The sequence below is a fragment of the Pseudomonas khorasanensis genome, from assembly GCF_014268505.2.
Lineage (GTDB): Bacteria > Pseudomonadota > Gammaproteobacteria > Pseudomonadales > Pseudomonadaceae > Aquipseudomonas > Aquipseudomonas khorasanensis.
In genome coordinates this window covers 180114-205163 of sequence record NZ_JABWQP020000009.1, presented here as the reverse complement: position 1 = coordinate 205163, position 25050 = coordinate 180114, and the positions used below count along the sequence as shown (strand labels likewise).

21 protein-coding genes are annotated in these 25050 nt (G+C 60.5%); 15 read left to right on the top strand and 6 right to left on the bottom strand.

Annotated features, from left to right (window positions below; translation table 11 throughout):
* The first annotated feature begins 60 nt into the window (after nucleotides 1-60).
* Entirely contained in the window at nucleotides 61-1395 is a 1335-nt protein-coding gene (locus HU727_RS18945) for a substrate-binding domain-containing protein (RefSeq protein ID WP_186534214.1), read from the top strand.
* A gap of 121 nt (nucleotides 1396-1516) precedes the next feature.
* Here the strand turns inward: HU727_RS18945 and HU727_RS18940 are convergent, their stop codons facing one another.
* On the bottom strand, nucleotides 1517-2746 hold the full coding sequence (locus HU727_RS18940) for an acyl-CoA dehydrogenase (protein ID WP_186534215.1): 1230 nt from the start codon (nucleotides 2744-2746) through the stop codon (nucleotides 1517-1519).
* 171 nt (nucleotides 2747-2917) lie between these two features.
* On the opposite strand from HU727_RS18940, the gene HU727_RS18935 reads away from it, so the two are divergent.
* From HU727_RS18935 to HU727_RS18925, 3 genes are all read left to right on the top strand, one after another.
* Complete coding sequence (locus HU727_RS18935) at nucleotides 2918-3847, top strand: LysR family transcriptional regulator (protein ID WP_186534216.1); 930 nt, start codon at nucleotides 2918-2920, stop codon at nucleotides 3845-3847.
* Nucleotides 3848-4053: 206 nt separating this feature from the next.
* On the top strand, nucleotides 4054-4455 hold the full coding sequence (locus HU727_RS18930; protein ID WP_186534217.1) for a MerR family transcriptional regulator: 402 nt from the start codon (nucleotides 4054-4056) through the stop codon (nucleotides 4453-4455).
* 143 nt (nucleotides 4456-4598) lie between these two features.
* Nucleotides 4599-5498, top strand: a complete 900-nt coding sequence (locus HU727_RS18925) for a hydroxymethylglutaryl-CoA lyase (RefSeq protein ID WP_186534218.1) — start codon at nucleotides 4599-4601, stop codon at nucleotides 5496-5498.
* A 654-nt stretch (nucleotides 5499-6152) separates the two neighbouring features.
* Here HU727_RS18925 and HU727_RS18920 read toward each other — a convergent pair.
* Nucleotides 6153-7850: an AMP-binding protein gene (locus tag HU727_RS18920; protein ID WP_186534219.1), complete on the bottom strand. Its 1698-nt coding sequence runs from the start codon at nucleotides 7848-7850 to the stop codon at nucleotides 6153-6155.
* Nucleotides 7851-8183: 333 nt separating this feature from the next.
* Here HU727_RS18920 and HU727_RS18915 point away from each other — a divergent pair, with 333 nt between their 5' ends.
* The 4 genes from HU727_RS18915 (at nucleotide 8184) to HU727_RS18900 (ending at nucleotide 13830) form a co-directional block, all read left to right on the top strand.
* On the top strand, nucleotides 8184-9347 hold the full coding sequence (locus HU727_RS18915) for an isovaleryl-CoA dehydrogenase (RefSeq protein ID WP_186534220.1): 1164 nt from the start codon (nucleotides 8184-8186) through the stop codon (nucleotides 9345-9347).
* 103 nt (nucleotides 9348-9450) lie between these two features.
* Nucleotides 9451-11055 carry a carboxyl transferase domain-containing protein gene (locus tag HU727_RS18910; protein WP_186534221.1) on the top strand — a complete coding sequence of 535 codons (1605 nt, stop codon included), beginning with the start codon at nucleotides 9451-9453 and terminating at the stop codon, nucleotides 11053-11055.
* 13 nt (nucleotides 11056-11068) lie between these two features.
* Nucleotides 11069-11881 carry a gamma-carboxygeranoyl-CoA hydratase gene (locus HU727_RS18905; RefSeq protein ID WP_186534222.1) on the top strand — a complete coding sequence of 271 codons (813 nt, stop codon included), beginning with the start codon at nucleotides 11069-11071 and terminating at the stop codon, nucleotides 11879-11881.
* On the top strand, nucleotides 11881-13830 hold the full coding sequence (locus tag HU727_RS18900) for an acetyl/propionyl/methylcrotonyl-CoA carboxylase subunit alpha (protein ID WP_186534223.1): 1950 nt from the start codon (nucleotides 11881-11883) through the stop codon (nucleotides 13828-13830). Before HU727_RS18905 ends, HU727_RS18900 begins: the two co-directional genes overlap by 1 nt.
* 42 nt (nucleotides 13831-13872) lie before the next feature.
* On the opposite strand, the gene HU727_RS18895 is transcribed toward HU727_RS18900, so the two are convergent.
* A complete protein-coding gene (locus tag HU727_RS18895; RefSeq protein WP_186534224.1) occupies nucleotides 13873-14529 on the bottom strand; it encodes a LexA family protein in 657 nt (218 codons plus the stop codon).
* Between the two features lie 130 nt (nucleotides 14530-14659).
* Here HU727_RS18895 and HU727_RS18890 point away from each other — a divergent pair, with 130 nt between their 5' ends.
* Nucleotides 14660-15058 carry a DUF6124 family protein gene (locus HU727_RS18890; protein WP_186534225.1) on the top strand — a complete coding sequence of 133 codons (399 nt, stop codon included), beginning with the start codon at nucleotides 14660-14662 and terminating at the stop codon, nucleotides 15056-15058.
* 420 nt (nucleotides 15059-15478) lie between these two features.
* Nucleotides 15479-16630, top strand: coding sequence for a M14 family metallopeptidase (locus tag HU727_RS18885; RefSeq protein ID WP_186534226.1), 1152 nt, complete (start codon nucleotides 15479-15481; stop codon nucleotides 16628-16630).
* A 61-nt stretch (nucleotides 16631-16691) separates the two neighbouring features.
* Here HU727_RS18885 and HU727_RS18880 read toward each other — a convergent pair whose 3' ends face one another.
* Together HU727_RS18880 and HU727_RS18875 are read right to left on the bottom strand one after the other, a co-directional pair.
* Entirely contained in the window at nucleotides 16692-17237 is a 546-nt protein-coding gene (locus HU727_RS18880) for a cytochrome b (protein ID WP_186534227.1), read from the bottom strand.
* Nucleotides 17234-18340 carry a catalase family peroxidase gene (locus tag HU727_RS18875; RefSeq protein WP_186534228.1) on the bottom strand — a complete coding sequence of 369 codons (1107 nt, stop codon included), beginning with the start codon at nucleotides 18338-18340 and terminating at the stop codon, nucleotides 17234-17236. The genes HU727_RS18880 and HU727_RS18875 overlap by 4 nt, the downstream gene beginning before the upstream one ends.
* 156 nt (nucleotides 18341-18496) lie before the next feature.
* Here HU727_RS18875 and HU727_RS18870 point away from each other — a divergent pair, with 156 nt between their 5' ends.
* The 4 genes from HU727_RS18870 to HU727_RS18855 all read left to right on the top strand — a co-directional run bounded on the left by HU727_RS18870 (nucleotide 18497) and on the right by HU727_RS18855 (nucleotide 22562).
* A complete protein-coding gene (locus HU727_RS18870) occupies nucleotides 18497-19003 on the top strand; it encodes a sigma-70 family RNA polymerase sigma factor (protein ID WP_186534229.1) in 507 nt (168 codons plus the stop codon).
* Complete coding sequence (locus HU727_RS18865; protein WP_186534230.1) at nucleotides 19000-19755, top strand: anti-sigma factor family protein; 756 nt, start codon at nucleotides 19000-19002, stop codon at nucleotides 19753-19755. The genes HU727_RS18870 and HU727_RS18865 overlap by 4 nt, the downstream gene beginning before the upstream one ends.
* Nucleotides 19756-19891: 136 nt before the next feature.
* Entirely contained in the window at nucleotides 19892-21022 is a 1131-nt protein-coding gene (gene zapE, locus HU727_RS18860; RefSeq protein ID WP_186534231.1) for a cell division protein ZapE, read from the top strand.
* A gap of 226 nt (nucleotides 21023-21248) precedes the next feature.
* Nucleotides 21249-22562, top strand: coding sequence for a leucine-rich repeat-containing protein kinase family protein (locus HU727_RS18855; protein WP_186534232.1), 1314 nt, complete (start codon nucleotides 21249-21251; stop codon nucleotides 22560-22562).
* A gap of 126 nt (nucleotides 22563-22688) precedes the next feature.
* Here HU727_RS18855 and HU727_RS18850 read toward each other — a convergent pair whose 3' ends face one another.
* Nucleotides 22689-23393 (bottom strand): YebC/PmpR family DNA-binding transcriptional regulator, encoded by a 705-nt coding sequence (locus tag HU727_RS18850; protein WP_186534233.1) that lies wholly within the window; start codon nucleotides 23391-23393, stop codon nucleotides 22689-22691.
* Nucleotides 23394-23614: 221 nt separating this feature from the next.
* On the opposite strand from HU727_RS18850, the gene HU727_RS18845 reads away from it, so the two are divergent.
* Nucleotides 23615-25009: a type VI secretion system Vgr family protein gene (locus HU727_RS18845; RefSeq protein WP_186534234.1), complete on the top strand. Its 1395-nt coding sequence runs from the start codon at nucleotides 23615-23617 to the stop codon at nucleotides 25007-25009.
* Nucleotides 25010-25050: the final 41 nt, after the last annotated feature.

Sequence of the window (25050 nt, the reverse complement as noted above, 5' to 3'; positions counted from 1 at the left end):
TTCGGTCATGCGACTGACTTAATCTCCCCGGCAATCCCCTTGGCTTGATCCGGTGCCGGCATGACCCTGCGTGTTTTGTGCATTTTCCTACTGAGCGCCTGGCTGACGGTTTCGGCCGCGGTCCTGCCAATTCCCGAAAACGGCCCGGCACTGCGCATTCAGGGTTCCAACACCATCGGCGCCGAACTTGGCCCGGCGCTGATCGAAGGCCTGCTGCAGGAACAAGGCCTGCTGAAAATCCACCGCGAGACTCCGGATTCCGCCAACGAACAACGCATCGTCGGTCAGACTGCCCAAGGGCAACGCGTGGTCATCGAAGTCGCCGCCCACGGTTCCAGCACCGGTTTCACTGCGCTGAAAAATGCCAACGCCGACCTGGCGGCCGCTTCCCGTGAAATCAAGGACAGCGAGCTCCTGGCCCTGCAAACTCTCGGCGACCTGAAAAGCCCGACGGCAGAGCAAGTCATCGCCATCGACGGTTTGGCGATCATCCTCAACCCGGCCAATCCGCTGCAACAACTGAGCACCGAGCAACTGGCGCGGATCTTTGCCGGTGAAGTGAAAACCTGGGAAGACCTCGGCGGCCGTGGTGGCGCGATACATTTATATGCGCGGGATGATCAGTCCGGCACCTACGACACGTTCAAGGAGTTGGTCCTCAATGCTCGTGGGAAACATCTGAGCAGTGCAGCGAAACGGTTCGAATCCAGCGAGCAATTGTCCGATGCCGTCAGCGCCGACCCGCAAGGCATCGGCTTCATCGGTTTGCCTTACGTGCGCCAGGCAAAAGCCGTGGCGATCGCCGATGGTGCGTCGCAGCCAATGTTGCCGCTCAGCACTTTGATCGCCACCGAAGATTATCCGTTGTCGCGGCGGCTGTTCTTTTATCTGCCGCCCGACAGCCAGAATCCCTGGGCGCAGGCGTTGGTCATGTTTGCGCAAAGCCAGCAGGGTCAGGCGATCGTGGCGGCCAGCGGTTTTGTCAGTCAGACGGTTCATGCCATGAGCGTCACGCCGAATGCGCTGATGCCGGAGGGTTATCAATCCCTGAGCCGTCATGCCCAGCGTCTGACGGTGAATTTCCGTTTTGCCGAGGGCAGCGCGAAACTGGATAATAAGGCGCGGCAGGATCTGGCCCGGGTGCTCGACTATATAAAGCGCCACGGCAAGACGGACCGCGCGGTCACGCTGGTGGGCTTTGGCGATGTCAAGGATGACCCGGCGCGGGCGGATTTGCTGTCGAAGCTGCGGGCGATGGCAGTGCGCCGTGAGTTGGTCAGGAATGGCGTGGTCATGCGCGAAGTGCGCGGGTTTGGCGCGCAGATGCCGGTGGCGGCGAACAGTGCGGATGAAGGAAGGATCAAGAATCGGCGGGTGGAGGTTTGGGTGTATTGATCCTGATGTCGATGTGCTGAATGTACAGGCCCTTTCGCGAGCAGGCTCGCTCCCACATTGGATCTGTGGCGTGCACAAATCTTGTGGGAGCGAGCTTGCTCGCGAAGCAGGCGACGCGGTGTTACTGGGCGCTACGCAGCATTTCCTTCGGCACGTATTTGCCGATTTCGAATTTGCCGATCGCCGCGCGGTGCACTTCGTCCGGGCCGTCAGCCAGGCGCAGGGTGCGTTGCATGGCGTACATGTAGGCCAGCGGGAAATCGTTCGACACCCCTGCCCCGCCATGCATCTGGATCGCCCGGTCAATCACTCGCAGCGCGACGTTTGGCGCAACGACCTTGATCTGCGCAATCTCGCTTTTCGCAATCTTGTTGCCGACAGTGTCCATCATGTACGCCGCCTTCAGCGTCAGCAGGCGCGCCATGTCGATTTCCATCCGCGAGTCGGCGATCTTGTCGATGTTGCCGCCCAGACGCGCCAGCGGTTTACCGAATGCGCTGCGGCTCACCGAGCGTTTGCACATCAGTTCCAGCGCACGCTCAGCCATGCCGACCGACCGCATGCAGTGGTGAATCCGGCCCGGGCCAAGACGACCCTGAGCAATTTCGAAGCCGCGCCCTTCACCCAACAGGACGTTTTCGTACGGCACGCGTACGTTGTCGAACAGCACTTCGGCGTGGCCGTGCGGTGCGTCGTCGTAACCAAAGACGGGCAGCGGACGAACGATCTTCACCCCGGGGGTGTCGACCGGCACCAGGATCATCGAATGCTGAGCGTGACGCGGCGCATCAGGATTGCTCAGGCCCATGAAGATAAGGATCTTGCAGCGCGGATCGCAGGCCCCCGAGGTCCACCATTTTTTGCCGTTGATCACCCACTCGTCACCCTGACGCTCGGCACGGGCGGCCATGTTGGTGGCATCGGACGACGCCACGTCAGGCTCGGTCATGGCGAATGCCGAACGGATCTCACCGCGCAGCAGCGGTTCGAGCCAGCGCTGTTTCTGTTCTTCGTTGGCGTAGCGCACCAGCACTTCCATGTTGCCGGTGTCCGGTGCCGAGCAGTTGAACGGCTCGGGCCCCAGCAGGGAACGGCCCATGATCTCCGCCAGCGGCGCGTATTCGAGGTTGGTCAGACCGGCACCGAGCTCGGACTCCGGCAAAAACAGATTCCACAACCCCTCAGCCTTGGCCCTCGCCTTGAGCTCTTCCATGATCGCGGTCGGCTGCCAGCGGTCGCCCTCGGCAACCTGGCGCTCGAACACGGCTTCGGCCGGATAAACGTAAGTGTCCATGAACGCGGTCACGCGCTCGCGCAGTTCCTGAACCTTGGGCGAATAAGCGAAATCCATGAGCATTACCTTCTTTATCTGGAGGTTGTTTAGGTCATGCAATCGATGCTAGAACAGCGTTGATAATTTACCTAGCCTATTCTCGGCGTGTATTAACATTCATCACCGATATATGATCGACTGATCGTCAGCCCTTAAACACAGCCCTTAATAACAAGAGAAAAACGCGTTATGAATCTGAGCAAGGTCGACCTCAACCTTTTCATCGTCTTCGACGCGATCTATACCGAAGCCAACCTGACCCGCGCCGGGCAGATTGTCGGCATCACCCAGCCGGCCGTGTCCAATGCCCTGGCGCGGTTGCGCGAGACCTTCAACGACCCGCTCTTTGTGCGTACCGCCCAGGGCATGGTGCCGACGCCCATGGCGCAGAACATCATCGGCCCGGTGCGTAACGCCCTGTCGCTGCTGCGCGTGTCGGTGCAGGAAAGCCGGATTTTCAACCCGGCCCAAGCGGCCAAGACCTATCGCATCAGCATGACCGACCTCACCGAAGCGGTGATTCTGCCGCCGCTGTTCCAGCGTCTGCGGCGGCTGGCGCCGACGGTGATCATTGAAAGTTTCCTGTCCAAACGCCGGGAAACCACCAAGGAACTCGCGGCCGGACGTCTCGATTTCGCCGTCGATGCGCCGCTGAACACCGACCCGCAAGTGCGCCACGTCAAGCTGATGGAAGACCGTTACGTCTGCGCCATGCGCAAGGGCCATCCGATGGCGGGCAAGGAGAAACTCAGCCTCGATGACTATCTGTCGCTGACCCACATCCATATTTCCAGCCGCCGCAGCGGGCTGGGCTATGTCGATCTGGCGCTGGGCAAAATGGGCATCCAGCGCAAGATCGCCCTGCGCTCGCAACACTATTTGATGGCCTCGCAAGTGATGCAGCAGACCGACATGGTCATGACCGTGCCGGAGCGCTTTGCCCGACGCCATGAATTGCACGCGTTCAATCTGCCGGTAAACGATGTGCCGCCAGTGGAAACACACCTGTACTGGCATGAAAGCACCGATCAGGACCCGGCCAATCGCTGGATGCGCGAGCAGATGATCGAGTTGTGCCAGCAAGTGACAGCGCATGAGAAGAAGCTGGATAAGCTGTAGTACACAAAACCGTGTCACCGTTCTTCGCGAGCAAGCTCGCTCCCACAGGGTCTGCGTCGGATACAAATGCCGTGTTCAACACATATCCACTGTGGGAGCGAGCTTGCTCGCGAAGGGGCCTGTACAGACACCCCAAATCCATCCTGCTTGACGTAAACGTAAACCACCGATTAGCTTAGCGCCATGTCCCTTTTCCGAGCGCTTTCATGAGCAGTCAGACCTACAGCATTTCCGACCTCGCCCGCGAGCTGGACATCACCACGCGGGCGATCCGCTTTTATGAAGAGCAAGGCCTGCTCAGTCCCGAGCGCCGTGGCCAGGAGCGCATCTATTCGCCGCGCGACAAAGTCAGCCTGAAGCTGATCCTGCGTGGCAAACGCATCGGCTTTTCGCTGGCCGAATGCCGCGAACTGATCGAACTCTACGACCCGTCCAGCGGTAACACCAAACAGCTCAACAGCATGCTGGCGAAAATCAGCGAACGGCGCGAGCAACTTGAACAGCAATTGCTCGATATCGAGCAGATGAAGCTGGAACTCGACACCGCCGAGGAACGCTGCGTTCAGGCGCTGGAGCAGACGCTCAATAGCCAGCAGATAGCCCAGTAATCGGACACTACACTTTCCCTGTGGGAGTGGGCTTGCCCGCGATGGCGTCGGTTCAGCCAACATCATTGCTGGATGTCCCGGCCTCATCGCGGGCAAGCCCGCTCCCACAGGATTTCCATGAATTCAGAAGAGCAGGTCCGCCCATGTCCCTCCCCTCCCAAGTACGCCTGATCGAAGTCGGCCCGCGCGATGGCCTGCAGAACGAAGCCCGGCCCATCAGCGTGGCCGACAAGGTGCAACTGGTCGATGCCTTGTGCGCCGCCGGCCTTGGCTATATCGAAGTGGGCAGTTTCGTCTCGCCCAAATGGGTGCCGCAGATGGCCGGTTCCGCCGAGGTATTCGCGCAGATTCAGCGCAAGCCTGGCGTGACCTACGGCGCACTGGCGCCGAACCTGCGCGGGTTTGAAGATGCGATTGCCGCCGGGGTCAAGGAAGTCGCGGTTTTTGCCGCAGCCTCCGAAGCGTTCTCGCAACGCAACATCAACTGCTCTATCAGTGAAAGCCTTGCGCGATTCGCGCCGATCATGGAAGCGTCGAAGCAACACGGCGTTACCGTGCGCGGTTACGTTTCCTGCGTGCTGGGCTGCCCTTATGAAGGCACGGTCGCGCCGGAGCAGGTCGCGATGGTTGCGCGCGAGTTGTACGCGATGGGCTGCTACGAAGTTTCGCTGGGCGACACCATCGGCACAGGCACTGCGGGCGCCACCCGCCGCTTGTTCGAGGTGGTTTCAGCGCACGTGCCAAGGGAAAAACTTGCCGGGCATTTCCACGACACCTACGGCCAGGCGATGGCCAACATCTATGCCAGTCTGCTGGAAGGCATCTCGGTCTTCGACAGCTCTATCGCAGGCCTCGGCGGCTGTCCGTATGCCAAAGGCGCGAGCGGTAACGTTGCCACCGAAGACGTCGTCTACCTGCTCAATGGCCTGGGGATCGAAACCGGTATCGACCTGGACGCCTTGATTGTTGCGGGCCAGCAGATCAGCGCGGTGCTCGGCCGCCCAAGCGGTTCGCGCGTGGCCAAGGCACGTAGCGCACAGTGAGGTGTTACCGCTGCGTCGGTGATGGGGGCAAAAGCGAGTAACACGGAAACAAATTGTCTGGCTTCGCCGGGTCTTAAAAATTCCCAAAACACTAAGTCGTTGAATATAAACGATTTAATAAAGTTGGCACGACACCTGCAATCTCTATCGCATAACAAGAATAAAAAGCCGCAAACCAATAAAAACAAGACGAAACGACTCTGACATAACAAAAACAACACGGCAGAGACGCAGCTAACAGATTTTTTTGGAGAAGGTGTGCTTTTCAGGGTGCTCTCAGGAGTGACCCGCAACCGGGCAGAGAACAATAAAACTACCTTCAGGTAGCTCCCGAATCGGTTGGATCGTTTGACGAGAAAGCAGATCAGCGCTCAAAAAAATACGTTTGCTCTTGACCCCGGATGGGGGTCGCCAAAAAGCTGTACAGGGCCACGGTTGCCAAAAACAACAACAGACCGCCCCTCAATAATAAAAAGAGCACGCAACGACAAATTAAAGGGGAGCTTCGGCTCCCCTTTGTGCTTTCTGTAGATTGCAATTCCCCCGCTGATCCCCTGTGGGAGCGAGCCTGCTCGCGAAAGCGGTGTATCAGACACATTTGCGCTGAATGACACACTGCATTCGCGAGCAGGCTCGCTCCCACAGAAGTTGTGGTTATCCCCCGATCGCTTTCAGCTCTTCGATACTGATCTCACGCATGCGGAATTTCTGGATCTTGCCCGTCACCGTCATCGGAAACGCTTCGACAAACTTGAAGTAGCGCGGCGTCTTGAAGTGGGCGATGCGCTCCTTGCACCACGTCTGCAACTCAAGCTCGCTGGCGCTTTGGCCCGGATGAAACTTGATCCAGGCAACGATTTCTTCACCGTAGCGCGAGCACGGAATGCCGATTACCTGAACGTCCGCCACCGCCGGATGGGTGAAGAAAAACTCCTCCAGCTCACGCGGATAAATATTCTCGCCACCACGAATGATCATGTCCTTGTTGCGCCCGGCGATGTTGACGTAGCCCTCCTCGTTCATGCTCGCCAGATCCCCGGTGTGCATCCAGCCGGCATCATCGATGGCGTCGGCGGTGGCCTGCGGATTGTTCCAGTAGCCGAGCATCACGCTGTAACCGCGCGTGCACAATTCGCCGATGGTGCCGCGTGGTACCAGGTTGCCGGCGTCATCGATGATTTTGCTCTCCAGTTGCGGCTGGGTTCGACCGACCGTGGTCACGCGCAATTCCAGTTCATCCGCAGGCCCTGTCTGTAACGACACCGGGCTGGTTTCAGTCATGCCATAGGCGATTTGCACTTCGCTCATGTGCATCTCGTTGATCACCCGACGCATGACCTCTATCGGACACGTGGCGCCCGCCATGATCCCGGTGCGCAGGCTCGACAGATCGAACGCGTGCCGTTGCGGCTGATCGAGCATGGCGATGAACATGGTGGGCACGCCGTACAGCGCGGTAGCTTTTTCCTGCGCCACGGCTTGCAAGGTCAGCGCCGGGTCGAAGGCGTCGTTGGGATAGATCATGGTGCTGGCGTGGGTGACACAGCCGAGGTTGCCCATGACCATGCCGAAGCAGTGATACAGCGGCACCGGAATCACCAGACGGTCTGCAGCCGTCAGGCCAAGGCTTTCGCCCACCATGTAGCCGTTATTGAGGATGTTGTAGTGACTAAGGGTCGCGCCCTTGGGGAAACCCGTGGTGCCGGAGGTGTACTGGATGTTCACCGGCTGATCGAAGTGCAGACTGTCGCTGCGTTCGCGTAACAGATCGGACGAGACGCTGGCCGCCAGATCGTTCAGTTGCGACCACGGCAGAAAGCCGGGCGGCGGACTCACGTCCAGGCTGATGACGCCACGCAAATCGGGCACGCGTTCGCTGCGCAACTGACCGATAGCGTGCTCGGCCAGCTCCGGCGCCAGACTCTGCAGCATCTCATGGTAATTGGAGGTTTTGAACGATCCCGCGCAGACCAGCCACTGACAACCGGATTGCTTGAGCACGTATTCAAGTTCGGAGCTGCGATAGGCAGGGTTGATGTTGACCAGGATCACGCCAATCTTCGCCGTGGCGAACTGCGTGATGCACCACTGGGCGCAATTCGGTGCCCAGATGCCGAGGCGGTCGCCGGTTTGCAAACCGAGTGCGAGCAACGCTCTGGCCTGCACATCCACCGCCTCAGCGAGTTGCCGCCAGGAATAACGCAACTGCTGATGGCGCACCACCAACGCCTCACCGTCGGGGTATTGCGCGACGGTCTGATCGAAACGCTGACCGATGGTCATCGCCAGCAAGGCTTTGTCCTGAGCGCCACGGGCGTAGCTGCGCTGCGGGTTTGCATTGGGTTGATCCATGACGACCCCTATTGTCTTTATTAGTGGGCTGAGGCTGATGTGTGGCGAGGGAGCTGGCTCCCGCTCGGCTGCGTAGCAGTCGTGAAAGCTGCGGCTCGGTGCACGCAGATTTACCGCGATCAGCCATTTTGCGAGCGCTTTGCGCTCGAGCGGGAGCAAGCTCCCTCGCCACAATTTTGCATAGATGAAATTTCGAAACTGTCTCTTACTCTCGCCCAAGTTGACGCTTACGTAAAGCCGATTGACAGTCGAACTCATGAAGCTTTACGTTAACGTAAAGCTGAACGCCGATTCTCGAGCGCTCCACCCGATAAAAAAGCCAAAAGGTGACCCATGAGCTATCCATCCCTGAACTTCGCCCTCGGTGAAACCATCGACATGCTGCGCGATCAGGTTCAGTCCTTCGTTGCCGACCAGATCGCCCCCCGCGCTGCGCAAATCGACATCGACAATCTGTTCCCGGCCGATATGTGGCGCAAGTTCGGCGACATGGGCCTACTGGGCATTACCGTGCCGGAAGAGTACGGCGGTGCTGGCCTGGGTTACCTGGCGCATGTGGTGGCGATGGAAGAAATCAGCCGTGGTTCGGCCTCGGTGGCGTTGTCTTACGGCGCGCATTCGAATCTTTGCGTCAACCAGATCAACCGCAACGGCAACCACGAGCAAAAAACCAAATACCTGCCCAAGCTGATCAGCGGCGAGCACGTTGGCGCCTTGGCGATGAGCGAACCGAACGCCGGTTCCGACGTGGTCTCGATGAAGCTGCGCGCCGACAAACGCGGCGACCGTTTCGTCCTCAACGGCAGCAAAACCTGGATTACCAACGGCCCCGACGCCAACACCTACGTGATCTACGCCAAGACTGATCTGGAAAAAGGCCCCCACGGCATCACCGCATTCATCGTCGAGCGTGACTGGAAAGGCTTCAGCCGCAGCAACAAGTTCGACAAGCTCGGCATGCGCGGCTCCAACACCTGCGAGCTGTTTTTCGACGACGTCGAAGTGCCGGAAGAAAACATTCTCGGCGTACTCAACGGCGGCGTGAAAGTGTTGATGAGCGGCCTCGATTACGAGCGCGTCGTGCTCTCGGGCGGCCCGACCGGAATCATGCAGTCATGCATGGACCTGATCGTGCCCTACATCCACGACCGCAAGCAGTTCGGCCAGAGCATCGGCGAGTTTCAGCTGATCCAGGGCAAAGTCGCCGACATGTACACGCAGCTCAACGCCAGCCGCGCCTATCTCTACGCCGTGGCCCAAGCCTGCGAGCGCGGCGAAACCACGCGCAAGGACGCCGCCGGGGTGATCCTCTACACCGCCGAACGTGCCACGCAAATGGCCCTCGATGCAATACAGATTCTGGGCGGCAACGGCTACATCAACGAGTTCCCCGCAGGCCGTTTGCTGCGCGATGCCAAGCTCTACGAAATCGGCGCGGGCACCAGTGAAATTCGACGCATGCTGATCGGTCGCGAACTGTTTAACGAGACGAAATGAAATTCGTCTGCGGCAAGCGGCAAGCCTCAAGCTGCAAGAGGACCGCGCTCTTGCTTCACTTGCAGCTTGTCGCTTGAAACTTGAAGCTGCTACGGAGTAGCCCATGATTTTGCACACACAGCTCAACCCGCGCTCAGCGGAGTTCGCCGCCAACAGCGCGGCGATGCTCAAACAGGTCGACGACCTGCACACACTGCTCGCCCAAGTGGCGCAGGGTGGCGGCGCGAAAGCTCAGGAACGGCATACCTCGCGCGGTAAACTGCTGCCGCGTGAGCGCATCAATCGCTTGCTCGATCCAGGTTCGCCGTTTCTGGAAATCAGTCAACTGGCGGCCCACGCGGTGTACGGTGAAGACGTGCCTGCCGCCGGAGTGATTGCCGGGATTGGCCGGGTTGAAGGCGTCGAATGCATGATCGTCGCCAACGACGCGACCGTGAAAGGCGGCTCGTATTACCCGCTGACCGTGAAGAAACACCTGCGCGCCCAGACCATCGCCCAACAGAATCGCCTGCCGTGCATTTATCTGGTGGACTCCGGCGGCGCCAACCTTCCGCGTCAGGATGAAGTGTTTCCGGATCGCGAACACTTCGGGCGCATCTTCTTCAATCAGGCCAACATGAGCGCGATGGGCATCCCGCAGATCGCCGTGGTCATGGGCTCCTGCACCGCCGGCGGCGCTTATGTGCCGGCAATGGCGGACGAGGCGATCATGGTGCGCAATCAGGCGACCATTTTCCTCGCCGGCCCGCCGCTGGTGAAAGCCGCGACCGGTGAAGTGGTCAGCGCCGAAGACCTGGGCGGTGCCGATGTGCACTGCAAGACGTCTGGCGTGGCTGACCATTACGCCGAGAGCGACGAACACGCCCTCGCCCTCGCCCGCCGCAGCGTCGCCAACCTCAACTGGCGCAAACTCGGCGAAGTGCAGCAACGCACGCCGATCGCGCCGCTGTACACCAGCGACGAGTTGTACGGCGTGGTCCCGGCTGACGCCAAGCAGCCGTTTGACGTGCGTGAGGTGATTGCGCGGCTGGTTGATGGCTCGGAGTTCGATGAATTCAAGGCGTTGTTCGGCACCACGCTGGTCTGCGGTTTCGCTCACCTGCATGGTTACCCGATCGCGATCCTGGCGAATAACGGCATCCTGTTCGCCGAAGCCGCGCAAAAAGGCGCGCACTTCATCGAACTGGCCTGCCAGCGCGGCATTCCACTGCTGTTTCTGCAAAACATCACCGGTTTCATGGTCGGCCAGAAATACGAAGCCGGCGGCATCGCCAAGCACGGCGCGAAACTGGTGACGGCGGTAGCCTGCGCCAAGGTGCCGAAATTCACCGTGATCATCGGCGGCAGCTTCGGTGCCGGTAACTACGGCATGTGCGGTCGCGCATACGATCCGCGTTTCCTGTGGATGTGGCCCAACGCCCGAATCGGCGTGATGGGCGCCGAGCAAGCTGCCGGGGTGCTGGTGCAGGTCAAGCGCGAACAGGCCGAACGCAGCGGTCAGCCGTTCACGGCCGGGCAGGAAAGCGAAATCAAGCAGCCGATCCTCGATCAGTATGAGGAGCAGGGTCACCCCTACTATTCCAGCGCCCGGCTGTGGGACGACGGCGTCATCGACCCCGCACAGACCCGCTATGTGCTGGCTCTGGCCTTGTCCGCGTCGCTGAACGCACCAATCGAACCGAGCCGCTTCGGCGTGTTCCGGATGTGATCGGGAGAATCTGATGAACGACTTCAACACCCTCGAGCTGCAAAACGACCCACGAGGTTTCGCAACCTTGTGGCTCAACCGCGCCGAAAAAAACAATGCGTTCAACGCCGAAATGATCCGCGAACTGATCCTTGCCCTCGACAAGGTGGCCAGCGATGCGAGTCTGCGTTTTCTTCTGCTGCGCGGGCGCGGCAAGCATTTCAGCGCAGGCGCTGACCTGGCGTGGATGCAGCAATCGGCGGAACTCGATTACCACACCAACCTCGACGACGCCCGCGAACTGGCGGAGCTGATGTACAACCTCGCCAAGTTGAAGATTCCCACTTTGGCTGTGGTGCAAGGCGCGGCGTTCGGCGGCGCGTTGGGCTTGATCAGCTGCTGCGACATGGCGATCGGCGCCGATGATGCGCAATTCTGCCTGTCGGAAGTGCGCATCGGTCTGGCGCCAGCGGTGATCAGTCCGTTCGTGGTGCAAGCCATTGGCGAGCGCGCAGCACGTCGCTATGCGCTGACGGCCGAGCGCTTCGGCGGTCAGCGGGCGCGAGAAATCGGTTTGCTTGCCGAGAGCTATCCCGCCGCTGAACTGGATCAACAGGTAGAACAGTGGATCGACAATCTGCTGCTCAACAGCCCCGCCGCCCTGCGCGCCAGCAAAGACTTGCTGCGTGAAGTGGGCAACGGCGCGCTGACGCCCGCCCTGCGCCGCTACACCGAAAACGCCATCGCCCGGATTCGCGTCAGCCCTGAAGGCCAGGAAGGCTTGCGCGCCTTTCTGCAAAAACGCGCACCCAACTGGCAAGCCGCATCCACCAAGGAGTCGCGTTGATGAGCGCACCTGTGATTACCACTCTGCTGGTGGCCAACCGGGGCGAAATCGCGTGCCGGGTCATGCGTACCGCAAAGGCCCTGGGGCTTACGACGGTTGCCGTGCACAGCGCCACCGACCGCGACGCGCGGCACAGCCGTGAAGCTGACATCCGCGTCGATCTGGGTGGCAGCAAAGCAGCAGACAGTTATCTGCAAATCGATAAATTGATCGCCGCAGCCAAAGACAGCGGCGCCCAGGCGATTCATCCGGGTTACGGCTTTCTGTCGGAGAACGCAGGTTTCGCCCGCGCCATCGAAGCCGCCGGCATGATATTTCTCGGCCCACCCGCTTCGGCCATCGACGCGATGGGCAGCAAATCCGCCGCCAAAGCGCTAATGGAAAAGGCTGGCGTGCCACTGGTGCCGGGCTATCACGGCGAGGCGCAGGATCTCGAGACCTTCCGCGACGCCTGCGAACGCATTGGCTACCCGGTGCTGCTCAAGGCCACGGCCGGCGGTGGAGGCAAGGGTATGAAAGTGGTTGAGGACGTCAGCCAACTGGCCGAAGCTCTCGCCTCCGCGCAACGAGAGGCGCAGTCGTCATTTGGCGATTCGCGAATGCTCGTCGAGAAATACTTGCTCAAGCCGCGCCATGTCGAAATCCAGGTATTCGCCGACCAGCATGGCAATTGCCTCTACCTCAACGAGCGCGACTGCTCGATTCAGCGCCGTCACCAGAAAGTCGTCGAAGAAGCTCCGGCGCCGGGCCTGACGCCCCAATTGCGCCGCGCAATGGGCGAAGCCGCGGTGCGTTCAGCGCAGGCCATCGGTTATGTCGGCGCCGGCACCGTGGAGTTTCTGCTGGATGCGCGCGGCGAGTTCTTCTTCATGGAGATGAACACGCGGCTGCAGGTCGAGCACCCGGTGACCGAAGCGATCACCGGGCTTGATCTGGTGGCCTGGCAGATTCGCGTGGCCCGTGGCGAAGCGCTACCGATCACCCAGGCGCAGGTACCGCTCAGCGGCCACGCGATTGAAGTGCGCTTGTATGCCGAGGATCCGGCGAATGATTTCCTGCCCGCAACCGGGCGTCTGGACTTGTACCGCGAGTCGGCGCAAGGACCGGGGCGGCGGGTGGATAGCGGGGTCGAGCAAGGTGATGAGATCTCGCCGTTCTACGATCCGATGCTCGGCAAATTGATTGCCTGGGGCGAGGACCGCGAACAGGCACGTTTGCGTTTGCTGGCCATGCTCGACGAGTTCGCCATTGGCGGGCTGAAGACCAACATCAACTTCCTGCGCCGGATCATCGCTCACCCCGCGTTTGCGGCGGCGGAACTGGATACCGGATTCATTCCACGTTATCAGGAGCAGTTGCTGCCAGCGCCGGGCGCATTGAGCGACAGGTTCTGGGAGGCGGCAGCGCAGGCGTTTGCGCAGAGTTTGCCGGCGCGAGCGCGGGCGGATGATCCCGCTTCACCGTGGTCCTCCGGCAGCGGGTTGCGAGCGGGCTTGGCGCCAGAGATCACCCTGCATTTGAGTTGTGAGGGGCAGGATCGCGCGTTGACCTTGGGGGGCCCGGCGCATGCACAACTGCAGGGCGAAGCACTGGTCACCGAACATGACGGCGTGCGCCGCCGGTTGCGGGCGATTCGTCAGGACGGCTCGTTGTATCTGGAATGGGAAGGCGAGTTGCGACGCATTGAGCTGTTCGATCCGATCAGTGCCGTCGAAGCCAGCCACAGCCATCAGGGAGGTCTGACGGCACCGATGAACGGCAGCATCGTGCGCGTATTGGTCGAGGTCGGCCAAGCGGTTGAGGCCGGCGCGCAACTGGTCGTGCTGGAAGCCATGAAGATGGAACACAGCATCCGTGCGCCGCAGGCCGGGGTGATCAAGGCGCTGTATTGCCAAGAAGGCGACATGGTCAGCGAAGGCAGCGCGTTGGTTGAATTGGAAGACGTTTGAAGTGAGAGGATCGATCCTGGCCTTGAGCGAGGATCGATCCGATCAGAACCGCGCCGTCGCCTGAACCACCACGCCGATGATCCGGCATTCATCGGTTAACAAGGCTTTGGGCCAGGTCGGATTGAGCGGCACCAGGTAACGCTGGCCGCCCTGCTCGTCGAGTTTGCGAAAAATCGCTTCTTCGCTGTCCGGCCACTGTGCAATCACCAGTTTGCCGGGCATCGCCTCCACCTCCGGATCCACCAGAATCAACATGCCTTCAGCGATGCTCTGGCCGCTGGGCGCGGTCATTGAATCTCCCGTCACCGTTAGCCAGAACGCCGCACCACGAGCGTGGTAATCCGTCAGCTCAAAGCGCTGTTTCGTCGATACGCCGGCATAGCTCGCCGCATCGTCGCGCACCTCGCAAGGCGTACGCCAATCGCAGACCGGGTAACGGAAGTACGGGTTGTACTTCTGCGCCAACGGCATCTCGTCATCCGTCGTGGGCTGCGGTTCGCGGATCACCAGAACGACTTCAAGGAAGTCCATCCCCAGCGCTTCGAGCACGCGGTTCATTTCGGTAACACCGGGTTCGCGACGTTTGTTCAGCCAATGACCGATCCCGCCCTGGGACATGCCGACGCGCTCTCCGAGCTCTGTTTGAGTGACTTTGAGTTCACTCATCTTGGCCTTGACCAACTCAATCCATTTATCCATGTGCCGCACCTTACGCGGACGCCTTCGGCCAACAAAACACATATTGTAGTATTTAAAGTCCAGTCACAAATACAGAGGGTACTATGCTAGAGGCACGGACTTTCAATTGAACACGGAGTGCCCTGTCATCATGAACATCAGCAGCAAAGACCTGCCCGATCTGCAAATCGACACCAGCTTCACCTCGCCTCAGGGCAACGCCGCTGCGCAGCGTGCGTTGGACTATTACTTGAAACCGGCTGTGTCAGAACCCGAGGTCGATGAGCGCTTTTTCAACGTCAAAGGCCACCTCAGCGGCGAGGAAGCCTTGGTGCATGCGTCGGATTTGTTGCGATGCGCCGCCGCGACGGCGTTCAAGGCCGCAGAAAACCTGCAGGGCGCCAGTCGAGACCTGGCGTTTTCAGTCGTTCACATGGTGGATATGGCGCGCGCGATGGTCGACCATTCGATCGACAACGATGAAGTCACAGCGGGCAAGGTACGCATGGACAGGAAAGAATTTTCCCATCGCGCAGATAAAAAGATTTGACTTGCAAATGATAATGATTATTATTGCATGCAGCTGGTCGCAAGATCAGTCGATGGACCAGAGACCTTAGGTCGGTCTTCTGGACTATCTCCTCATCAGGCTAATCACGGTTTTTGACCCGGCTTTTTGCCGGGTCTTTTTTTGCCCGTTTTTCGGGCTTGTGTCTTCAGGCTAATGAAGTCTTTGGGTGCCGCACATTCGATGGCGCGGATAATATCAAAAGCCTATCGATTGGCAAGCAGGGCCCGGTCAGATTGAGGCAAACTAACCGCAATCAGCACTTGAGAATCAATCGCATACTCTCTAAGCTGCAGTCGCGTCACGGAGGACGCCCCCTCGCCAACACCTCGCAATTCCCCTCGGTTTCACCTCCGCCTGCGTGTAAAGTACCGGCCATAAAAACATGTTCAGGAAGTGATTATGACCGTGGCCAAATCTTCGTTCGACATCAGCGCCAACTTCGACAGCGGCAACATCCATGTCGTCGACATCAGCAATCCGCTCAATCCCGTTCTGGCCATTCGCCCGGATACCCGCAGCGCGCACTTTCAGTGGTTTCACTTCAAGGCCAGCGGCCTGCATGTTCATCAGGAACACTGGTTTCGCCTGGTCAACGCCAGCCAGTCTTCCTACAACAAAGCCTGGACCGGCTATCAGGCAGTCGCCTCCTACGACCACGTCAACTGGTTCCGCATTCCGACCAGTTTTGAGGGCGACAGCCTGCGCTTCTGCCTCGAAGCCGAACACACCCACGCCTGGTTCGCCTACTTCGAGCCTTACAGCCGTGGCCGTCACGACTGGTTGATTGAACAAGCACTGAGCAAGGCCGGCACCGAGTTGCTTGCGACCGGCAAGAGCGTCGAAGGCCGCGATATTCAATTGCTGCGCAAAGGCAGCGGCGCCGAAGGCCGACGCAAAATCTGGATCATCGCCCAGCAGCATCCCGGTGAGCACATGGCCGAGTGGTTCATGGAAGGCGTGATCGAACGTCTGGAACGACAGGACGATCCGGTACTGAACAAGCTCCTGGCCAGCGCCGACCTCTACCTGGTGCCAAACATGAACCCGGACGGCGCCTTCCACGGTCACCTGCGCACCAATGCCATGGGCCAGGATTTGAACCGCGCCTGGCAGAACGCCAGCCAGGAAGTCAGCCCCGAGGTGCTTTTCGTACAGCAGCAGATGGAAAAGTATGGCGTCGATGCGTTTCTCGACGTACACGGCGACGAGGAAATCCCCCACGTGTTCACCGCTGGCTGTGAAGGCAACCCAGGCTATACGCCACGCATCGAAAAGCTCGAAGAGCATTTCCGCAGTCACTTGAAGCACACCACCAAAGACTTCCAGACGAAGTACGGCTACACCCGCGACGAACCGGGTCAGGCCAACATGACGCTGGCCTGCAACAGCGTTGGTCAGAAATACGACTGCCTCTCGCTGACGCTGGAAATGCCCTTCAAGGACCACGACGACCATCCGGACAAGCTCACCGGCTGGTCGGGCAAACGCTCGAAGCAATTGGGCAAAGATGTGCTGACGACCTTCGCCGACATGGTCGATACCCTGCGCTGATTCGCTTACCCGCTACCGCCAAAAGATCGCAGCCCCGTCTGCGATCTTTTGCGTTGGGCGATTAGCCGCGACCGCGACCGCGCAACATACTGTCGAGCACCTCGTCACGACGCACCCAGCCATGAAACAGCGCAGCCGCCAGGTGCAGCAACACCGTCAGAAACAGCAAATACGCCAGGTACCCATGAGCCTTGCGCAGTAGCGCGAACAGTTGCGCATCGGCCGGCACAACCGACGGCAGCTGCAGCGAAGCCGACAGCATCACCGGCTCACCCGACGCGCTGATCATGGCCCAGCCGAGCAGCGGCAACACCAGCATCAACGCATACAGCAAGACGTGGGAAGCCTTGGCCGCCAGCGCCTGCCAACCCGGCAGATCATCCGGCAACGGCGGTTGCCGAGTCGTGAAGCGCACCAGCAGGCGCAGGACCACCAGCGCCAGAATCGCGATACCCAGCGGCTTGTGCAGGTGAATCAGCCATTCATGGCGGGACGACACCGAGGTGACCATCCCCGCACCGATAAACAGCATGGCGATGATCATCAACGCCATCAGCCAGTGCAGCAGGCGCGCCAGCAAGGCGAAATGAGTCGGTTGAGCGCTCATGGACGAGCCTCCTGTTTGGCGGCGGGCAACTGGCTGACTTCGCTGGTGCGACGCAGGTAGGAATTGGCATAACCGGCGGAACGCGCGGCGAGCAACGGATCATCCGAGCCTTGAATGCCGGCCGGCAGCACCAGCGGATCGTAGTTGATGTCGCGGCAGTCGCCACTCAGTTGCGGCTGAGTTTTCTCCAGCACCAGCGTGCCCGCGTTCAGCACTTTGCGCCCGGCGGGCCACGATTTGCTGGCATCGTTTACCGGATCGTCGGCGTTGGCCAGGGTGATGTTCAACTGGAAGCGCAATGGCGCGTTGGCCAGGCGTTGTACCAGGTCCTTTTCCAGAAAGTCAGCCCCTTCAGGCGCCGTGGCACTCGCAGCATCCTGAGCCAATGGCGTCATGCTCCAGCGCACCGCCTGTTTCTTGCCGCTGGCGTCCACCAGGTAGAACGCATTGACGCTGTTGTAGGTTTCAGTCGCGTAGCTGGCCGAAGGTTTGGCGGTCTTCACCCAAGTCAAAAACGGCACGGCTTCCGGGTGCGCGGCAAAGAATGCCGGCACCTTGCTCGGGTCGGGTTTGCCCGTGGCCGGGTCCGGTGACTGCGCCTGCTGCAGTTGGTAGAACGCTTCAGGCGTGCCCACCGGAAACACCGGCATGCTGTTCATGCCGGTGCGCCATTGCTGGCCGTCAGCCTGGGTGAAGCGCAGCGCCAGGCTGCGGATCGGCACGGCGCTGTCCGGCGCATAAGGACTGCCCGCCGGCAAGGCGAAGCGCCCCACCACCGGCGTCTGCGGTTGGTTGAACACTTGCGCTGTGGAATACGCCCGCGCCTCGCCACTGCTTTCGAAATGACCGATCACGCAGACGCCCTTGGCGTGGTTGCGGCGAAACCCTGGGTGCACGCCGTTGTTCTTTTCCAGCACATCGACCAGCGCTTTTGGCGTCAGCCGTTGTGGGTCGAGGTTGCCGTGGACGTAGGCAAATGCCCCCGCCACAGCGGCGACGATCACGGCAATGGCGCTCAGACGTAAAACCAGGCTCGCGGCGCTGAGTGGCTGGCGCGGCGGCCTGTCGGGCGGTGCTGCGTGGGGGGACGAGCGATCAACCATGAAAATCTCCAGGCCATCGGCCACAAGGGGAAAGAATCAGCAAGACGCAGCCCGTGAGGGTTTATTCCACGGTGCGGTGTTTATTTTTGCGAACGTGGAATAACCTCACCTGACGGACGTCTTCCTAGTCCACAGCGTAGTGACTAGTAGAATTTCATGAGCGAATTCGACGAACCGTTGAGAGAAATCATTCCCAGGTTGCGCCGCTTTGCCGTGTCGTTGACGCGCAACAGCAGCAGCGCTGACGACCTGGTGCAGGCCAGCCTCGAACGGGCGCTAGCGGCGTGGGGCGAAAAACGCGCCGAGGGCGATTTGCGCGCCTGGCTGTTTGCGATCCTCTATCGGCAGTTTCTCGATGCGCACCGCCGGTCTCGGCGCTATGCGCGGATGCTTGAATTTTTCACCGGGCGCGACGACGCCGAACCGTCGGTGGAACGCACCGTGATCGCACAGTCGACGCTGCAAGCCTTCGAACGTTTGCCCACCGAACAGCGCGCCCTGCTGTTGATGGTCTCGGTGGAAGGCCTGTCCTATAAAGAGGTCGCCGAGATCCTTGGCGCTCCGATCGGCACCGTGATGTCGCGCCTGTCCCGCGCCCGCCAGGCCTTGCGCCAACTCAGCGACGGCGAAATCAGCAGCCCTTCCTTGCGGATACTCAAATGATCAGCCTGCCTCCCAGCGAGCGTGACTTGCACGCCTACGTCGACCACCAGCTCAGCGACGCCGACCGGCGTGTACTTGAAAGCTGGCTGGCCAGCCACCCCGATGAAGCCGCGCAGATTCGTGCCTGGCAACGCGATGCCCAACAACTGCGCGCGGCCCTCAGTGGAGCCTTGCAGCAACCGGCCAACCCGGCGCTTGATCCGACGCTGATTCGTCAGCGCCGTCAGCGCCAGTCGCGTCGGCACCTGGCCAGCGCGGCGGTGTTGCTGATCGCTGTCAGCATCGGCGGGTTCAGCGGTTGGCAGGCGCGGGAACTGACCTGGGCGCGCCCTTCCCAACTGCCGATGACGGATGCCTTGCAAGCCTATCGCCTGATTGCCCAGCAGGGCCTGCTGCCGGCGGATTACAAGGTCAACAGTGACGGCGACATGCAGCGTTGGCTCGACCGTTACTTCACCCGGGCCGGGCGCTTGCCGGACCTGAAGGCCGCCGGGTTCGAGCCGGTCAGCGGGCGCTTGCTCAGCACCGATGAGGGGCCGGCAGCCATGGTGGTGTATGAAGATGGCAACGGCCACAAGGTGAGTTTTTACGTGCGACCGCCGGGGCCGAAAAACACTTTGTTGCCGCGTGGTTCGCGCAGCGATGGAGATCTGCAGGCTGACTACTGGTCAGGGCCCGGCTACAACTATGCGATGGTCAGCCCGACGGACTCGCCGGCGGCGCAATTGCTCAAGCAATCGCAACCGTTCTGAAATACGGTCCCTTGCACTCGTCAGCTCCTACATTTGCAACAGTGCATATTTCATGGAGCCTACTCCCGAGGTCTGGCTAAACTTGAGCACCGCGCTCCCGGTGGAGCCGGCCCAACCAACCAGGAGCCTGTCCCGCGTGCCCGCCCGACCGCCGAAACAATCACGACTGAGCCACCGCTGGGCGGTGTTGCGCCGCCTGTTCGGCAAGGGTTTTCCCGCCAGCGCCGGGCACGATATTGCTGGCGTGACGATCCGCGATTACTTCCGTGACAAGGCGCACCGTCAGGGCTACACCCTCAGCCGCAGCCAGCAGCAAGTGATCGATTGCATGGCACAGCAAGCCAGTGTCCTGCTCGGCGACAGCAAACACACACCGCCAAGCCTGTATCTTTACGGCGCAGTCGGGCGCGGCAAGAGCTGGTTGCTCGACGGGTTCTTTCAGGCACTGCCGATAACCCGCAAACGTCGCCTGCATTTCCATCAGTTCTTTGCCCAATTGCACGAAGGGATGTTCCGCCATCGTCAGCAGGAAGACGCGCTCGAAATCACTCTCGACGAGTTGCTACTGGACTGTCAGGTGCTGTGTTTCGACGAGTTTCATGTGCATGACATCGGCGATGCGATGCTGATCACGCGCCTGTTCAAGGCCCTGTTCAAACGCCGCATCATGCTGCTGGTGACGTCCAACTACGCGCCTGAAGGCCTGTTGCCCAATCCGCTGTATCACGCGCGGTTCAAACCAGTGATCGAGCTGATCAATACGCGCATGCAGGTGATGGAAGTCGGTGGCGCCCACGATTACCGCACGCTCAACCGCCAGCATGCGCATCAAGTGTTCACTCAAGGGCACTACGTCTGGCCGGCCACACCTGCTCAGCGCAAGGCCTTGAACCTGCCGCCACCCGATGCGCCAGCCCTGGCCTTGGCGGTTGGAAACCGTCAGCTTCAGGCGCGGTTGTGCGAGGGCCGGCGAGTCGGTTTTACCTTCAACGATCTGTGTGAACAGCCGACAGCGGTCATCGATTATCTGCAGCTCTGCGAGCGTTTCGACCAATGGATCATCGACGGTCTGCCGCAGGTGGGTGAGTGCCCGATCGCTGTGCAACAGCGCTTCATCAACCTGATCGACGTGCTCTACGATCAGGACAAGCACCTGACCCTGCTTGGCCGGTTGCCGCCGGGCCAGAGCCTGGAAGGCAACGCCGTCGACCTGGCGCGTACACGCAGCCGTCTGGGTCAATTGCAGGAAATCCACGCTCCCTCCTGACATGCCGCACCTTGTGGAAGCGAACCCTGTGGGAGCGAGCCTGCTCGCGAAGCGGTATGTCAGTCAGAATTCATGTAACTGATACACCGCTTTCGCGAGCAGGCTCGCTCCCACAGGTCCCGGGCCAACTTCAATACCAGATAAACCAGATATTGCTTTACCGCTATCATGTCACCCATTCCCAGCGCGCTCGCGCCGCCCCACTGATCAATAGCGAAAAACACACATGCACACCCTTGCTCAATTGCGCGCCGGCGAGCTGTCAGGCATTACCCGGCTGGACCTGTCTTGCGGGCTGACCGAATTCCCGGTCGAGATTTTCGACCTCGCTCAAACGCTGGAAGTGCTCAACCTCAGCGGCAACGCGTTGAGCAGCCTGCCGGATGACCTGCATCGCCTGACCCGACTGCGCGTGCTGTTCTGCTCCGACAACCAGTTCGCCGAACTGCCGGCCTGCCTCGGCCAGTGCGCGGCACTGACGATGGTCGGCTTCAAAGCCAACCGCATCGTCGACGTACCCGGTGCTGCGCTCCCGCCACAGCTGCGCTGGTTGATCCTCACCGACAATCGCATTGAAAGCCTGCCGAGCGAACTGGGTGAGCGCCCGGCGCTGCAAAAACTGATGCTCGCCGGCAATCGCCTGCGGTCGCTGCCACAATCCCTGCGCCATTGCCATCAGCTTGAGTTGATCCGCATCGCCGCCAACCAACTGACCGAACTGCCGCAGTGGCTGGTGACGCTGCCGAGTCTGACGTGGCTGGCCTACGCCGGTAATCCGCTGGAAACCGAAGCCGATGCCGCCGCCCTCGAGGCCACCCCTTTGATTGACTGGTCAGCGCTGCGCCTCGAACAACAGCTGGGCGAAGGCGCGTCCGGGGTGATTTCCAGGGCCGTCTGGCAGCGTGACGATGGCGCGACGCAAGCAGTCGCGGTGAAGCTGTACAAAGGTGAAATGACCAGCGACGGCTCGCCGCTGCACGAGATGAACGCCTGCATCACCGCCGGTTTGCACCCGAACCTGATCCGCGTCGAAGGCCGCATCAACGACCATCCTGATCAGCAACATGGGTTGGTCATGCAGCTGATTGACCCGAGCTTTCGCAACCTCGCCGGATTGCCGAGCCTGGCGTCGTGCTCGCGGGACGTTTATGCCGAGGATTGCCGTTTCTCGGCGCAGGTTGCCCTGCGCATTGCCAAGGGCATCGCCTCGGCGGCGGAACATCTGCATCGACAAGGCATTACTCACGGCGACCTCTATGGCCACAATATTCTGCTGAACGATCTGGGCGATTGTCTGCTGGGGGATTTCGGCGCGGCGTCGTTTCACGCCACCACTGACAGCCTGGAAACCCGGGCATTGCAACGCCTCGAAGTGCGCGCGTTCGGTGTATTGCTGGGGGAATTGCTGGCGCGTATCGACTCAGGGCTGAGTGTTGAACGGCGCTTGGCCCTGGAGGAACTGGAGCGGCGTTGCTGTCAGGCGGATGTGCTGGGGCGACCGGGGTTTAGCGAAGTGATAGAGCTTCTGCAAGATAACTGACGGAGACGAAGACTGTGGCGAGGGAGCTTGCTCCCGCTGGATGGCGAAGCCGTCCCGAAAAAGCGACGACTGCTGCGCAGCCGAACGGGAGCAAGCTCCCTCGCCACAGGTCATTACAGCAACAGATCAGCCAGCCAGACCCACAAACATATCCTGCACGTCATCATGGTTGTCGAGGCCTTCGAGGAACGCTTCGACTTCCGCCATCTGCTCGTCGCTCAGGCCGCTGACCGGGTTCTTCGGCTGGTAGCCGAGCTTGGCCGAGAGCACGGTGAAGCCTTGCCCTGGCAAGGCTTTCTGCACGGCGTCGAGGTCGGTCGGATCGGTCAGGAACAGGGTCGCGCCCTCTTCACCCGGCTCGAAATCCTGAGCACCGGCCTCGATTGCGGCCATCTCCGGATCGGCGTCCGGGCTGTCCGGCGAGGCTTCGATCATGCCGACGTGGTTGAAATCCCAGGCGACCGAACCGGATGCACCCAACTGGCCCTTGCGGAACGCCACGCGGATTTCGGCGACGGTGCGGTTGATGTTGTCGGTGACGCATTCAACGATCAGCGGCACCTGATGCGGGGCAAAACCTTCGTAGGTCACGCGATGGTACTGCACGGTTTCGCCCAGCAGACCGGCGCCTTTCTTGATCGCGCGATCGAGGGTTTCCTTCGGCATCGAGGCTTTCTTCGCCTGTTCGACCACCAGACGCAGGTGTGCGTTGGTGGCGGTATCGGCACCGTTGCGCGCAGCAATGGTGATTTCCTTCACCAGTTTGCCGAAGATCTTCCCTTTGGCGTTCGCTGCCGCTTCTTTGTGTTTAACCTTCCACTGTGCGCCCATTACTCACTCTCTTGATCTGTGGCGCCGAGACATCTATTGGCCGACGCGTGGCGGCAAGTTTATACGGCCTAAAGTCGGCAATCGACCAAAAAAAATCTCGTCGGAATCGACATCTTCATCAAAGCGTGTAGGGGGATTCTGAAAAGCACCTTTGGCAGGACCATTCAACCCATTGGTTTCGTACCCTTGAAACCCCGTATCGCCTGACAGGGCCCGCTCGAATGCTCAATGACAAGGAAAGTCCGTACACCCTTACGCTGACCGACAGCGGCTTGCGCCTGCCGGTGGTGCGTTTTCGCGGCGAGGAAGCGCTTAACCAGCCCTACCGTTTTGACATCGAAATGATGGGCCTGGCCCCGGCCATCGCCCCGGGCTCTTTGCTGCACAGGCCGGCCTTCCTGCGTCTTGGTGAACAGCACGGTTTCCACGGCATTATCTCTAGCGCCAGTTGCGAGCATCGCGGCACGCATCGGATCGGCTATCGCGTGGTGCTGGTGCCGCATCTGCAACAACTGGCGCAAGCCTCTAAACGGCGCGTGTTTACCCATTTGAGTGCGCCCCAGCTCATTCAACAATTGCTGGAAGAAAACGGCCTGCCAGTGGGCAGCTACCGTATCGAAATGACCGTGGGCCACTACCCGGCGCGAGCGTTTTGCATTCAATACGAAGAAAGCGATCTGGCGCTGGTGCAGCGGCTCTGCGAAGAAGAAGGCATCCACTACCACTTCGAACACGGCCCTGACGGACATGTCGTGGTATTCGCCGACGACAGCCTGAGCTTGCCGCAAGTACCGATGGAAATTCCGTTCAGCGCCGACGAGCAACCGCCATCACCCTGCGTCAGCGTTCTTTATCAACAGCATCGCGCAGCGCCGGCGCCAGTGCTGCATGCAATACGCAACCGTGGTCAGCAGGCCCTTGACGACGAAGCCGCCAACGAAGTCTCGACAGAGTTGAAAATGCCAGCGCAGTCGCAGGAACGTCTGCACGCCGAGCAACGCAGCCGTCGCCATCTGCAGCGACAACGCTGCCAACTGCGCTCCATTCACGGCCGCAGTGATTGCAGCGATTTGCTCAGCGGACGGTTGCTGCTGGTGGCAGGCCACCCGATCCATCACTTCAACGAACAATGGCTGATCAGCGCAGTGCGCCATCAAGGGCAGCACCCTTCGATCCTTGACCCCGCTGCAACCGTTCATCGCTATGACAACGACTTCACCGCACACCCTTGGTCAAGCGACTTTCGCCCGCCGCTTAAACAACCGCGCCCGGATGTTGCCGGTTATCACCTGGCGCGGGTCGCGGGCGCGCACGGAGAATCAGCGCAAGTGGATGAAAGCGGCCGCCTCGCGGTGATCCTCTGGCCCACAGGAAATCAGCAAGGCAGCGATTGCGACGCCCTGTGGCTGCCAATCGCCATGAGCCGACTCAACGGTCCCATCGCCGCCGACACGTTGCCGCGTGCGGGCAGTGAAGTGTGGGTCAGTTTCCTCGACAGCGATCCGGACCGACCGATACTGTGCCTCGATCACTCGCACCAGCAGCCTGCCCGTAACCCAGAGCCAGCGCGCGACAACCTGTTGCTCGACTGGCTGATCAATCGCGCCGGGCATTAGTCGCCCGCTCGACTTATCTGCCCAAAAAAAGGCAAGTCGGT